Raw genomic sequence first — 12,866 nt, 5'->3', positions numbered from 1 at the left:
CCCTTCCTTTAAAACGCTGCCCGGACGCCGAGCGAGAATGCCCGACGCTCGACAGGGTAATAAAGCGCCTGCGCCGGACCCGTGACCCGCACGACCGCCCCAATATCGCCCACTGCTTTCTTGCCGGTCAGGTTACGCGCATCGGCAAAGAGCGTGACGCCCTTCATGACCTGCGCATGGGCGGTGAGGCCCAGCAGCGTATAGCCATCGGGTCGGGTCGTATTGGCATAATCGGCATAGGCCGCACGCGGCACCCATTCGAAATTGGGCGCAACTGTGAATGCCTCCGTCCCCAGCCGCAATTCCGCACGATAAAGATGCGTCGCGATCACGGGCAGGCGGTTGTTGCCGAACTGCACATCGTTGCGGAAGGTAAAGTCGGACAGGGTATAGACCTGACGCAAGGTTGCCCAAGGCATCAATGCGAGGTCCAATCCCGCCTCGATCCCCTGATGCCGCGTCTTGCCTGCATTGAACGTGGAGACGGGAATCACGCCCGGCACCACGGAATATTGCAGCAGCTCTTTCTTCAGGTCAGCGCGGTAAAAGCTGACATCCCAGGACGCAATGCCCACCTTACCGCGCGTCCCGAACTCAGCGGTCCATGCCGTCTGTGGCTTCAACGCTACGAACCCCGGATTGGGCTGCGCTGCGGCCAGTTCGCTGAAACCGGGCAACTCGGCCGACCGGCTGTAATTGGCATAAAGCTGAATGGCGGCGGAAGGTTGATACAGCACGCCGAACTTGGGCGTGAATTCGGAGAAGCTCTCGCCATCGCTAGCCAGCGGATTAAGGCGATTTTCGACAGTCCGGCGCCCGTCGATATACACGCCGCCCGCGATCAGCCACAGGTCCGCAATGGGCGCAACACGCACTTCGCCATACACATCGGTCGTCCGCGCGGTCTGCAGCGCACTTGCCTTCGGCGCGCCAACTGCGTGACCATTGACGTTGGCATATTGGAGCGCGTTGACCCGGCCCCAGCGGCTCGTCGCCCCGGCGGTCAGCGCCACCCGATCCCAGCTTTGCTCATAGCGGCCATAAACGCCGTAATCGGTGGAATCCTGATCGATCACGTCAAAGATCGGATGGAAAAGCGATTTCTGGTTCAGGAACACACCCACGTCCAGCGTCCCTGTGTCGCCAATAGAAAAGCGCGTGCGATTCTGCAGACGCAGCGAATCGATATCGCGCTTCTGATTGCCGACGAAATTGCCGGTCTTCGGCTCGCTCAGCACCTTAGCTAGGTTGAGCGCACCGGCCAGTTCCTGCCGGATCGTCTGTGCACTGGCATAAAAGCGCGTTTCGATTCGGTCGGTCAGGCGCAGGCCGACATTACCGTTGAACCGGAACGCATGTCGGTCGCCGTGCTGGCGGTCGCTGCTGGAGGTATCGCCTGCGACGGCAACCCATACATCTGCGCGGTCATCGGCATAACCCACGGTGGCAAGCCCGCGAAATGTCTCGAAACTCCCACCGTCGACGCGCAGCGTAACGCCCGGCGCCGTCCGTCCTGTCGGCGTCACGCCATTGATTGCGCCGCCCAAAGTCGCGCTGCCGAAACGCAGAGCATTGGCACCGCGATACACTTCCAGATGCTGAAAGATGGTGGGGTCGAGTTCCTGAAAGTCGCCATTATTGTCGGCAAGGTTGATCGGAATGCCGTCCTGCAACAGCGTCAGCCCACGCATATGGAATCCGCGCGACAGACCCGAACCGCGGATCGACAGGCGCACTTCCTGCCCGAAACGCGGCTGCGTATAAACGCCCGGCGAAAAGCCCAGCGCATCGCGCAGGCTGACGGCGGCCTTGTCCTTATAGTCTTCCGCCGCCACGATATCGGTTCCGCCCGGCGTGCGCGCGGCTTGCGCCTGCGCTTCAGCCAGAATGCGCTCGGCAGTAACAATGATGGGGCCATCTGCACTCGTCTCATCGGCAAATGCGGGCGTGGAAACGAGAACGGCAAGCAACGACGCGCCGGTAAGGGCGCGAGCAAAATTCTTCATGGAAATATCCTCTGGAAACAAAAAGCGCCCCGCGTCACGCAGGGCCAAATGTGTCAGAGGATGGCGGGCGGTCCGGTGGGCGGTGGCGGCGGTGCGGCAAGACCGCGCCCGATCGCCACGCTGACGATGGGCAACACGCCCTGCGGCAAAACGAAGACGACGAAGCGTACGGCCTGCCCGACCGGATCGGCCAGCGCGACGACATTGAGGAACCCGGCAAAGGCGCAGGGCTGATCGGTACGGTCGCTGGTCGCAGGCTTGTTCTTGCGAACCGTGCCATCGGCATCGACCCAGGCCGCCATCGCGCCAGAGCCGGTACACAATGTAATCGTGTAACCCCGGCCGACATCGGTGGACGGCATCCAGCCCGCAGGCACCAGCAAGCGCGCAAACATCGCAAGCAGCAACACCGCCAGTATCCACTGGTGTCGCGCTTGTGCGCCGATGGCCCCCCGCCGGTTCATGCGCAGCCCCTTAACGCCTTGATCGCTTGTTGGCTACCCGGACATATGGTCCTACCGTGGCAACATATGGCAAAGCATCGAACCAGGGGACAGAGCGTGGCAGAGGATATCATCGGCAGGCTGGATGCCAGCCCGCATTATCATTCGCTGGTGCGGCGCCGGTCCCGACTTGGCTGGTTGCTGGCGGCAATCATGCTGGGGGCGTTCACCGTGTTTACCCTGCTGATGGCGTTTGAAAAGCAATGGATGGCATCGCCCATCGGCACGGGAGTCACGTCCATCGGCGTACCCATCGGCATGGGCCTCATCCTGTTCGCCATAGCACTGACGGGGCTGCATGTTTGGCGGTGCAATACCGTGTACGATCGCGAACTGGCGTTGATCGTGGCGGAAGTGAGCGCATGAAGCGGCGTTTCATCGCTGCCGCCCTGCTCGTTGCCCCTGCCCCGGCGCTTGCCGATGCATTGACCGGCGATATGCAGCAGCAACCCATCAACTGGGTCGCCATCGCCATGTTCGGCGCGTTCGTCCTCCTGACGCTCTGGATCACGAAGGTTGCTGCTGCCCGGACGCAAACCGCCAGCGATTTCTATACCGCAGGCGGCGGCATCACCGGCTTTCAGAACGGCCTTGCCATGGCAGGCGACTATATGTCCGCGGCGTCCTTCCTCGGCATTTCCGCCCAGATCTTCGTCGATGGCTATGACGGGCTGATCTACTCCACGGGCTTCCTCGTCGGATGGCCGATCCTGCTGTTCCTGATGGCCGAACGGCTGCGTAACCTCGGCAAATATACCTTTGCCGACGTCGCATCCTATCGCTTCGCCCAACCGCCCGTACGCAGCTTCGCGGCAGGCAGCACCTTGCTGGTCGTCTCCTTTTACCTCATCGCGCAGATGGTCGGCGCGGGGCAGCTCATCAAATTGCTGTTCGGATTGCCGTACAGTTACGCTGTCGTGATCGTCGGCGTACTGATGATGCTCTACGTCCTGTTCGGCGGTATGCGCGCGACGACATGGGTGCAGATCATCAAGGCAGTGATGCTGCTGTCCGGCGCGACCTTCATGGCAGTGTCCGTCCTCGCGCAATTCGGCTTTTCGCCCGAAGCACTCTTCGCCCGCGCCGTGCAGGTCAAGACCCAGCTTGCCGCCGCAGGAGGCGCCGACGCTACCGACGCGGCCGCCAAAGGTCTGTCCATCATGGGGCCGGGTGGCTTCATCAAGGATCCTATTTCCGGCATGTCGCTGGGCCTCGCGCTCATCTTCGGCACCGCGGGCCTGCCGCATATCCTGATGCGCTTCTTCACCGTTCCGGATGCGAAGGAAGCGCGCAAGTCGGTGCTGTGGGCAACGACATGGATCGGCTATTTCTATATTCTGATCTTCATCATCGGCTTTGGCGCAATCGTGCTGGTGGCGACCAATCCTTCCTATCTGGATGCGGACGGCGCGTTGCGCGGCGGTGGCAACATGGCTGCGATGCATCTGGCGCACGCCATTGGCGGCAACCTGTTCCTTGGCTTCATCTCCGCTGTCGCTTTTGCGACCATCCTTGCGGTCGTGGCGGGCCTCACCCTTTCAGGCGCATCGGCGGTCAGCCATGATCTTTATGCCACTGTGATTCGCAAAGGCGCGGTGACATCGGCGGAGGAACTGAAGGTTTCGCGCATCACGACGCTGGCGCTCGGCATCGTTGCCGTGGCGCTGGGGATCGCATTCGAAAAGCAGAATGTGGCGTTCATGGTCAGCCTAGCCTTCGCGCTTGCTGCTTCGGGCAACTTCCCGGTGCTGATCCTGTCGCTGCTGTGGAAAGGCTGCACCACGCGCGGCGCGGCATGGGGCGGTGCCATCGGCTTGCTGACGGCGTTCGTCCTGACCGTGCTGTCCCCTGCAATCTGGGAAAAGGTGCTGGGGCTGGCAAACGCGCCTTTCCCTTATTCATCGCCCGCGATCTTCTCCGTGCCTGCCGGTTTCATCGCGATCTGGCTCATCTCGCGGCTCGACACCGGCCCGCGCGCTGCAATCGACAAGGCGGGATATGATGCTCAGCGCATTCGTTCCGAAACCGGGATAGGAGCGCACGCCGCATCGGATCACTGATCGCGCGCCGGAACATGTCAAAAAGTTCATTCAGCCGTCAGCGTGCCGACTGGCGGGATGCTTCATAAGGGCTGTGCGATCCACGATGGGCCGCCTGTTTTGATGGAGAGTTTATTATGAACAACCGCATGATCCTGTCCGGCCTCGTTGCCGTTGCCGCCCTGGCCACCCCGATGATCGCTTCGGCTGCGACTGCCGCCCCCAAGACCACGGCCGTCAAGCAGCACACCGCGGCCAAGCACCATAAAGCGAAGCCGGTGAAGGCAGCCAAGGTCACGAAAAAGACCGTAACGACAACCACGGCCACCCCCGCGGCTAACTAACCGCATGGGGTTCAGGCGATCGCGGCACGGCCCCCAAGGCGTGCTCCGAAGCGTGCCGCGATCGTTTGAACATCTTGACTTCCCCGGCTCAGGCCGGAAGGCACATTTCCACGGCAAAGGTGCCGTTGCCCCGCACCAGCCGCATCGTTCCTCCATGCAATTGCGCGACAGCGGCTACCAGCGACAGGCCAAGGCCTGCGCCGCTTTCGCTGCGCGCCGCATCCAGCCTCCCGAACCTGCGGGTCGCTTCACGTTCCCGCTCTGGCGGAATCCCCGGCCCTTCGTCGCTCAGGGCGATCACGACCCCTTCGGCGTCCTGGCTTAGAGAGAGCGTCAACCGCCCCGCCCCATATTTCAGCGCATTGTCGATCAGGTTGGACACGGCCTGACCCAGCAATTCGCGATGCGCTTGCACGACAGGACGCGCAGTGATCGCCAGCACCAACTGCCGCCCGCCATCCTCGACCAGAGGCTCGTACAGCTCAGCCAGATCGGTCAGTGCTTCGGCAAGATCCACACCCGAAAAGCGATCCCGCCCGATACCCGCTTCGGCCCTGCTGATTTCCAGCGCCGTCGTCAGCATCGCCAGCAATTGATCCGCCTCGCGCCCGATCCCCTCGATCGCACCGCGCAACGCTTCAGGATCGTCGCTGAGCATCGCCCTGTCGATCCGCGCGCGCAGCCGGGTCAGCGGTGAACGCAGATCATGCGCCATGCTATCCGTCAGCAATCGCAATTCGGATAGCAGCCCGCCGATCCGGTCCAGCATCCCGTTGATCGCGCCGCCCAGTTGATCGAAACTGTCGCCCGATCCATCCAGTGGCACCCGGCGGGCAATGTCGCCTGCACGCACTTGCCCCGCCGTCAGCACGATCCGCTCAATTCGCCGATCTATGATGTGCACCGCGAACCACGCACCAGCCAATGCCAACGGAAGGGCCATCCAGAGCGCGGTCGTTAGCGCGCTTTCGACCCTTTGCCGGAACTGGGCGCTTTCGTCGACGCGGTGCCCCGCCAACAGCCGCACGCCACCGGGCAGGCGCGCGGCCAATATGCCGAACTGGCCCGGCTGATCGTCACCCGTGCGATACAGGTCCACCGTTGTCCAGCGGGTAGCCGGCGGAACGACAGGCGGCCATGTGCTGAGATTACCGGCAATCCGCCTGCCATCGGGGCGACTCAGCAGAATCACTTCATCGCTGTCGTCGGCAACGCGCGCGGCAATCATTCGCGCGAGCGCTTCGATCCCCTGTTCCCGCGCCACAGCCGCCAGATCGCTATGCAACTGCCCTGCCAGATCGCTGTCCGCTGCGTCCAGTTCGGCGCGAATCAACTGAGTCACCGATAGCATCACCGCCGCCCCGAACAGCAATTCAAGCAGCAGGATGAGACCCAGAAACCGCACATGAGAGGAGCGCAGCCATCGTGTCACACGATCCCAAAGCGCCATTACAGCAGCGCTCACCCGCCCAGCCTGTATCCCGCGCCGCGCACGGTATGGATCAGCGTAAGATCACCCTCGCCATCCACCTTGCGGCGCAGACGACTAATATGGACGTCGATGACATTCGTTCCGGGATCGAAGTGATAATCCCACACGCCTTCCAGCAACATGGTGCGCGTCACTACCTGCCCCTCATGCCGCATGAGATATTCGAGCAAGCGGAACTCGCGCGGTTGCAGGTCGAGCGGTCGGTCGCCGCGTTTCACGTGGCGCTTCAACAGGTCCATGGCCAGCGTTCCAGAGGTGAGAACCGTTTCGACCGGCGTGCCGCTACCCCGTCGCCGCATAAGCAGTTCGAGCCGCGCCAGCAGCTCGGCAAAAGCGAACGGCTTGACCAGATAATCGTCCGACCCTGCGGTCAGCCCTGCAACCCTGTCGTCCGTCGATCCCAGCGCGGACAGGAAGATCACGGGCGTTTCGATCCCCGCCGCGCGCAGCGCCTGCAACACACCCATGCCATCCATGCCGGGCAACATCCGGTCCAGCACAATCGCGTCATAGCCGCCATCGGTGGCAAGGAAGAGGCCATCGCGGCCTGTCGCTGCATGATCGCCGACATGGCCATGCTCGGCCAGGCCTTTCAAAATGAATTCAGCCGTGGTGCGATCGTCCTCGACCACCAATATTTTCCGCCCCATCGCGTCGCGTTCCTCTTACCCGGTCGTTCGCCCGCAGCGACCCACTGTTGCCACAAGCGGACGACCGCCGCGACGCAAATCTATCGCGACATTGCAGTGTTGGGCATGGCGCAAATCGTGCCGCACGGACGCTGCCCCGCGCACGCGATGGCCATCCACCGCCTGCACCTCATCGCCCACCGCCAGGCCGCCGCGCTCGGCAGGGCCGTCGCTGCGCAGGCTGGTGACGATGGCGCTGTCCCGCCGCCCGTCGGCCAGGGTCAGGCCGACGGGTTCGGGCGCAGCGGCGGATACGGCGTGCAAACGACCGACGCGCCCTGCCAATGCCAGCGGGCTGGCAGAGAGCACCAATGCAGCGAGCCAACGGCCCATATCCGGCGTGCGATTCATGTCGATGATCTACGCGCAGGCCGGTCACGCAGGACTGACGGCCACATGAAAAAACTTTCATCTTGGCGTCACCGCACAGACCAAGCCGGGTGGTAAAGCCGCATCAGTCGAACGGAAGGACGTGCCCCATGAAAAGCCAAAGCATCCGCCGTGTCGGCATCGCGATAGTCAGCTTGCTCGTCGCTGCGCTCATCGGCTTTTTCTATCTCGGTTACCTCAGTAGCGATCCGTTCACCACCATCCGCCCCACCGCGCCTGCGCGACGCGATGTCGCTGCCATCATCCTTTCTGGCGATATGGGCTTTCGCGTGGGAATGGGGCCGCAGATCGCCAAGCGATTGACAGCGGACGGCATTCCCGTCGTCGGTGTCAACTCGCTGAGTTATTTCCGCACGACGCGCACCCCGGCGGAGGCGACGGCTTTGTTGACGACCGCCATTGGCAAGGCAGACGCTGCGTTTCATCCCCGTAGACTGATCCTGATCGGACAATCCTTCGGCGCAGACATGTTGCACGTCGCCCTCGCCGGACTGGCACCCGACCTTCGCCGCAACATCGCTATGGTCGCTTTGATCGTGCCGGGCGCGACGGTCGAGTTTCGCGCATCGCCCAGTGAAATCTTCACCTTCGCCATGAACGAAGAACCCGCATGGCCCACGGCCAAACGGATCGACTGGGTGCCCCTGCTGTGCGTGTACGGCAGGGAAGAAAGCGCCAGCCTCTGCCCGCTTCTGCATCAGGCCAATGCCCACGTCGTTGGACTGCCCGGCGGCCACCCCCTCCATTACAATTCGACAGCCGTCTATCGCCAGCTCACGGACGCTATGCGGCGCTCGGGTGTTGAGACGACGACGCATTCCTAGAGGCTCCCATGCACATGAACCCCAAACGCGCATTCGCGATGGCCACCAGTTTTGCTGCCGCCCTGCTCGGGCTGTCACCCGCCATAGCCCAGCCCGCTGACGCAATGGCGCTGGCATCCGGCACATGGATGAACCCCCATGGCACCGTCGCGGTAAAGGCCGGGCCATGTCAGGAACGTCTGTGCGGATGGGTCAGTTGGGCCAGCCCGACAGCGACGGCCGATGCCAGGGACGCGGGGGTCAGCACGCTGATCGGCACCGAACTGCTGCAGGAATATAAGCTGACGGGCAATGGGAAGTGGACCGGACGGGTCTATGTGCCCGATCGCGGCGAAACCTATTATTCGACGATTCAGCAGCTCGACCCCAATCGTCTGAAGATTTCAGGCTGTATCTTGCATGGCTGGCTGTGCAAGAGCCAGGTTTGGCGCCGGGTGGGGGCGTGAACGGGGATAGTGCGATGAAGCTCTGGATACAGCGTTATCGAACGCAACTGGCGGTCGCTGGCGTGCTTGCTCTTGCAGCGCTTGGTTTTCTCGCGCTCGACCATTTGCTCGATGAAGTCCATTTGCGTGATGTGCGTGCGGCCTGGCATGCACTCAGCCCCCGGCAACTGCTATTGTCGATCCTGCTTGCAGGGGTCAGCTACCTCGCGCTGACGCTTTACGATGTCCTGGCGTTGATTGCGATAGGACGCCCCCTGCCTTACCGGACGGCGGCTTTCGCTTCCTTCACCAGCTACACGCTCAGCCACAATCTTGGCCTCTCGCTGCTCACCGGCGGATCGGCGCGCTATCGCGTCTACAGCGCTGCGGGCCTTGGAGTCGGCGATGTCGCACGGGTTGTCACCATCGCCAGCGGCACTTTCTGGGGTGGGGTTATCACTCTTGCCGCCCTCATGCTGGCAATGGCACCGAAAAGCATTTCGCTCTTCGGCATGTCGCCAGCAGGCGTGCAAATCATAGCCGTGGCGATACTCGTCCTGATCGTGGGCTTCATCGTCTGGCTCGGCAGGGCCGGACGGCATGTCCGGTTTAAAAAGCTATCGCTGCCCTTACCGCGCGCGCCTATTGCCATTGCCCAGATCGGGGTTGCAGCCGTCGATCTGGCGGCGGCGAGCGCGGCGCTGTTCGTGTTGGTTCCGGGCGCCGATGCCAGCATATGGCCCCTGTTCTTCATGGGCTACACCTTGGCAATCGTCGCGGTGCTCGTGACCCATGTGCCCGGCGGCATCGGCATTTTCGAAGCTGTCATGCTGGCTGCATTGCCATCGACCAACCGACCGGAACTGGTCGCCGCGTTGCTCGCCTACCGCCTGATCTACTATATCGCGCCGCTTGTCGTCGCCATCGCGCTCGTTGCATTTCAGGAAGGGCGACGGTGGCATAAGCCGATCGCGCGGACCGTGCGCGGCGTGCATATCGTCGCGTCGGGCCTGTCCCCCACGATGATCGCCGCACTGGTGTTCCTTGGCGGATTGGTCCTGCTCGTGTCGGGATCGCTCCCCGCCGTGCCCGGGCGCATGCTCACACTCTATCGCGTCTTGCCGCTTCCCTTCGTGGAAGCCTCGCACATGGCCGCGAGTCTTGTCGGGGCGGCGCTGCTGCTGCTCTCTGCGGGTTTGTATCGCCGTCTCGATGGCGCCTTCTGGTTGACCCGTACGCTGCTACTGGCGGGCGCAGGCTTTTCGCTGCTCAAGGGGCTGGATTTCGAGGAGGCGAGCGTGATGCTGGCGATCACAGCGCTGCTGCAATGGACTCGCCCCGCTTTCTATCGCCGAACCCACCTGACGAGCGAAGCGTTGACGCCCGGCTGGTTGGCGACGGTCGCGGTCGCTCTGGGCGTGTCGATCTGGATCGGCTTTTTCGCATACAAGCATGTAGATTATCAGACGGATCTGTGGTGGCGCTTTGCCCAGCGGGGCGATGCGTCCCGCTTCCTGCGCGCCAGCTTCGCCGTTGCCGTTATGACAGCCGCCGTCGCTTACTGGCAGCTTTTCCGCCCCGTGGCTCCCGAACCTGAACCGGTCGATGCATCGAACCAGCCGACATCCCAGGCCATTGCTCTTGCCCAGCATACGAACGCGCAACTCGCCTTTACCGGCGACAAGCGTTTCCTGGTCTCGTCCACGGGGCAATGCTTCGTCATGTATCAGATCCGCGGCCATAGCTGGATCGTGATGGGCGATCCTGTCGGTGCGCGCGCCGAATGGAGCGACCTTTTGTGGCGTTTGCGAGAACGGGCGGATGCCGCGCAGGGACGTCTCCTGCTCTATCAGATCAGCGCCGAGACATTGCCGCTCGCGGTCGAGCTCGGGCTCCAGATCGTCAAATATGGAGAGGAAGCGCGCGTCGATCTTGCCACCTTCACCCTCAACGGCCCCGCTGCCAAGCCGCTGCGCTATGCCGAACGCCGCGCTTTACGCGATGGCGCGACGTTCGAAGTTGTCGCAGCGGCAGACCTCCCAGCCATATTGGGCACCCTGTCGGACATTTCGACACACTGGCTGCAGGCCAAAGGACATCGCGAAAAGGGATTCAGCGTCGGTCGTTTCGACAATGCCTACATGTCCCGCTTCGACTGCGCGGTGGTGCGGCAGGGGGAGCGTATCGTCGCGTTCGCCAATATCTGGGCAGCCGAAGACAAGAGCGAACTGTCAGTCGATCTGATGCGGCATGAAGAAGACATGCCCTATGGCACGATGGATTTTCTGTTCGTGCGCCTGATGCAATGGGGGCAGGCCAACGGCTATCGCTGCTTCAATCTGGGCGTCGCGCCGCTTTCCGGGCTGGAAGCGCGGCGGCTTGCCCCGCTCTGGTCGAAGCTCGGCTCCCTGCTCTACCGCCACGGCGAATCGCTTTACGGCTTCGAGGGGCTGCGGGCGTACAAGGACAAATTCTCTCCCGAATGGGTACCTTGCTTCGTCGCCGGGCCGCAGGGGATATCCTTTGGTCGAGCGCTTATCGATTTGCAGGCGCTGATCTCTGCCAAGGTTCCGGCCTGACCAAGGCAAGATGACATTTATGTCATGCTGCGGACAAACGACCGTACAGGCGCCCGCGCTAAAAGGATGGCCTAACAGGGACATTCTGCCATGGGCCTCTACCGTCACATTCGTATCGCCGCCGCCATGCTGCTCAGCCTGTCCTGCGCAGGCGGAGCAGCATGGCAATCGGCTGTTGCCGCTCCCCCCGCCGTGCGCGAAAGTCGCTATCGCATGGCACCGTTCGGAACGGTGCATGTCTATAGCCCGGCACATGGGCCGCGCGGCGTCGTTCTGTTCCTGTCGGGCGATGGCGGATGGGACCGCCCTGCGACGGTCCTTGCCCATGCCCTTGCCGATCAGGGGCTGCTGGTAGCCGGGGTATCGACGCCTTCGCTGATGCAGACCCTTGAACAGAACAAGGCGAAGTGCATCGATCCGAACTACCCGCTCGTCGATCTGGCTCGCGATGTTCAGCATCGCATGGCCGTTCGCGCCTATATGAAGCCGATTGTCGTGGGCTATTCGGCTGGCGCGACCGTGGCTTATGCCAGCCTCGCGCAGTGGCCCAATGGCGGTTATCGCGGTGTGCTGTCCATCGGGTTCAGCGCCGACCTGCCCGGCCACAAGCACTGGTGCGCCGCGCCCGGCTTCGTCGCACACCCGATCACGCGGCCCACCAAGGGCTGGATGTTCGCACCCAGCAAGCGGATCAAGGTGCCCTGGACGGTATTGCAGGGGCAGGCCGACGCCGTCGTCAGCCCGTCCGCCGCGCGCCGGTTCGTGTCGGCCATCCCCCACGCCCGTTATGTCGAGCTGCCCAAGGTTGGCCACGGCTTTGCCGTCACCGCCCACTGGCTGCCCCAGTTGCGCAGCGAAATCGACCGCATGTTGCCTGCACCCATCGCCGCAGGCCCCCTTGCCCTGCCCGACATGCCGCTCACCATCGTGCCATCAACCGTGCCAGCCAGACCGGGCGGCAATGCCGACACGATGGCCGTCATCTATTCGGGCGACGGCGGCTGGGTCGGGATCGACCGCGACGTGGCCCAGCATCTTGCCAGTGCGGGCATCCCCGTCGTGGGCGTCGACAGCCTTTCCTATTTCTGGAGCCAGCGCACCCCATCAGGCGCCGCAGCGGACCTTGATCGCGTCATCGCCAGCTTTACCCAACGCTGGCATCGGCCCAAAGTGCTGCTGATCGGCTACAGCTTCGGCGCGGATACCCTGCCGCACATCGTCGGCGCGCTGAACCCGCAAACCCGCAGCCGCATTGCCAGCATTTCGCTCCTCGGCCTCAGCCCGACTGCCGATTTTCAGTTCCATCTGACTAGCTGGCTCAATGTCTCCTCCGCGCAGGCCTTGCCGACCGTGCCTGCCGTCGCGGCGCTTCACGGCATGACGATCCGCTGCATACGCGGCGTGGCCGAAAGCGACAGCGCATGCCCCGCAATTCCCCGCGGCGTAGCGCAGAACTACGTGGTGCCGGGCGGCCATCATTTCGACCGCAACAGCGCCTTGCTGGCCAGCATCATATTGGGTCAACGTCCGGCAGGCATCGTCCAGAGCTGAGCGCCTCTCCCACCGATGCTGTAA

The 12,866-nt window shown here is 63.0% G+C and carries 12 protein-coding genes; 7 read left to right on the top strand and 5 right to left on the bottom strand.

Translation table 11 applies throughout. The features are described 5' to 3' along the window. Nucleotides 1-8: 8 nt before the first annotated feature. Entirely contained in the window at nucleotides 9-2,006 is a 1,998-nt protein-coding gene (locus LQ220_RS01530; RefSeq protein ID WP_230186517.1) for a TonB-dependent receptor, read from the bottom strand. Nucleotides 2,007-2,059: 53 nt separating this feature from the next. Continuing rightward, entirely contained in the window at nucleotides 2,060-2,470 is a 411-nt protein-coding gene (locus LQ220_RS01525) for a DUF2946 family protein (protein WP_230186516.1), read from the bottom strand. A gap of 96 nt (nucleotides 2,471-2,566) precedes the next feature. Here LQ220_RS01525 and LQ220_RS01520 point away from each other — a divergent pair, with 96 nt between their 5' ends. From LQ220_RS01520 to LQ220_RS01510, 3 genes are all read left to right on the top strand, one after another. Further along, complete coding sequence (locus tag LQ220_RS01520) at nucleotides 2,567-2,875, top strand: DUF485 domain-containing protein (RefSeq protein ID WP_230186515.1); 309 nt, start codon at nucleotides 2,567-2,569, stop codon at nucleotides 2,873-2,875. Next, complete coding sequence (locus LQ220_RS01515) at nucleotides 2,872-4,569, top strand: cation acetate symporter (RefSeq protein ID WP_230186514.1); 1,698 nt, start codon at nucleotides 2,872-2,874, stop codon at nucleotides 4,567-4,569. Before LQ220_RS01520 ends, LQ220_RS01515 begins: the two co-directional genes overlap by 4 nt. Nucleotides 4,570-4,685: 116 nt before the next feature. Beyond that, nucleotides 4,686-4,892 carry a hypothetical protein gene (locus LQ220_RS01510; protein WP_230186513.1) on the top strand — a complete coding sequence of 69 codons (207 nt, stop codon included), beginning with the start codon at nucleotides 4,686-4,688 and terminating at the stop codon, nucleotides 4,890-4,892. 88 nt (nucleotides 4,893-4,980) lie between these two features. Here LQ220_RS01510 and LQ220_RS01505 read toward each other — a convergent pair whose 3' ends face one another. The 3 genes from LQ220_RS01505 to LQ220_RS01495 are packed head-to-tail and all read right to left on the bottom strand — an operon-like array spanning nucleotide 4,981 to nucleotide 7,424. Beyond that, nucleotides 4,981-6,357 carry a HAMP domain-containing sensor histidine kinase gene (locus LQ220_RS01505; RefSeq protein ID WP_230186512.1) on the bottom strand — a complete coding sequence of 459 codons (1,377 nt, stop codon included), beginning with the start codon at nucleotides 6,355-6,357 and terminating at the stop codon, nucleotides 4,981-4,983. After that, on the bottom strand, nucleotides 6,354-7,034 hold the full coding sequence (locus tag LQ220_RS01500; protein ID WP_230186511.1) for a response regulator transcription factor: 681 nt from the start codon (nucleotides 7,032-7,034) through the stop codon (nucleotides 6,354-6,356). The genes LQ220_RS01505 and LQ220_RS01500 overlap by 4 nt, the downstream gene beginning before the upstream one ends. A 15-nt stretch (nucleotides 7,035-7,049) precedes the next feature. Then, nucleotides 7,050-7,424: a PDZ domain-containing protein gene (locus LQ220_RS01495; RefSeq protein ID WP_230186510.1), complete on the bottom strand. Its 375-nt coding sequence runs from the start codon at nucleotides 7,422-7,424 to the stop codon at nucleotides 7,050-7,052. A 128-nt stretch (nucleotides 7,425-7,552) separates the two neighbouring features. Between LQ220_RS01495 and LQ220_RS01490 the strand changes: the two genes are divergently transcribed. The 4 genes from LQ220_RS01490 to LQ220_RS01475 all read left to right on the top strand — a co-directional run bounded on the left by LQ220_RS01490 (nucleotide 7,553) and on the right by LQ220_RS01475 (nucleotide 12,842). Then, nucleotides 7,553-8,287: an AcvB/VirJ family lysyl-phosphatidylglycerol hydrolase gene (locus LQ220_RS01490; protein ID WP_230186509.1), complete on the top strand. Its 735-nt coding sequence runs from the start codon at nucleotides 7,553-7,555 to the stop codon at nucleotides 8,285-8,287. Between the two features lie 14 nt (nucleotides 8,288-8,301). Next, the gene (locus tag LQ220_RS01485; RefSeq protein ID WP_230186508.1) at nucleotides 8,302-8,733 is read left to right on the top strand and encodes a DUF2147 domain-containing protein; all 432 of its coding nucleotides are present in this window, start codon (nucleotides 8,302-8,304) and stop codon (nucleotides 8,731-8,733) included. A 14-nt stretch (nucleotides 8,734-8,747) separates the two neighbouring features. Beyond that, on the top strand, nucleotides 8,748-11,291 hold the full coding sequence (gene mprF, locus LQ220_RS01480) for a bifunctional lysylphosphatidylglycerol flippase/synthetase MprF (protein ID WP_230186507.1): 2,544 nt from the start codon (nucleotides 8,748-8,750) through the stop codon (nucleotides 11,289-11,291). Between the two features lie 90 nt (nucleotides 11,292-11,381). Then, nucleotides 11,382-12,842: an AcvB/VirJ family lysyl-phosphatidylglycerol hydrolase gene (locus tag LQ220_RS01475; protein WP_230186506.1), complete on the top strand. Its 1,461-nt coding sequence runs from the start codon at nucleotides 11,382-11,384 to the stop codon at nucleotides 12,840-12,842. Nucleotides 12,843-12,866 lie beyond the last annotated feature (24 nt).

This window comes from Sphingobium sp. CECT 9361, from assembly GCF_918741285.1.
Taxonomy (GTDB): Bacteria; Pseudomonadota; Alphaproteobacteria; order Sphingomonadales; family Sphingomonadaceae; genus Sphingobium.
Note: the sequence above shows the minus strand (reverse complement) of the source record. Positions and strands in the feature narration are given on the sequence as shown.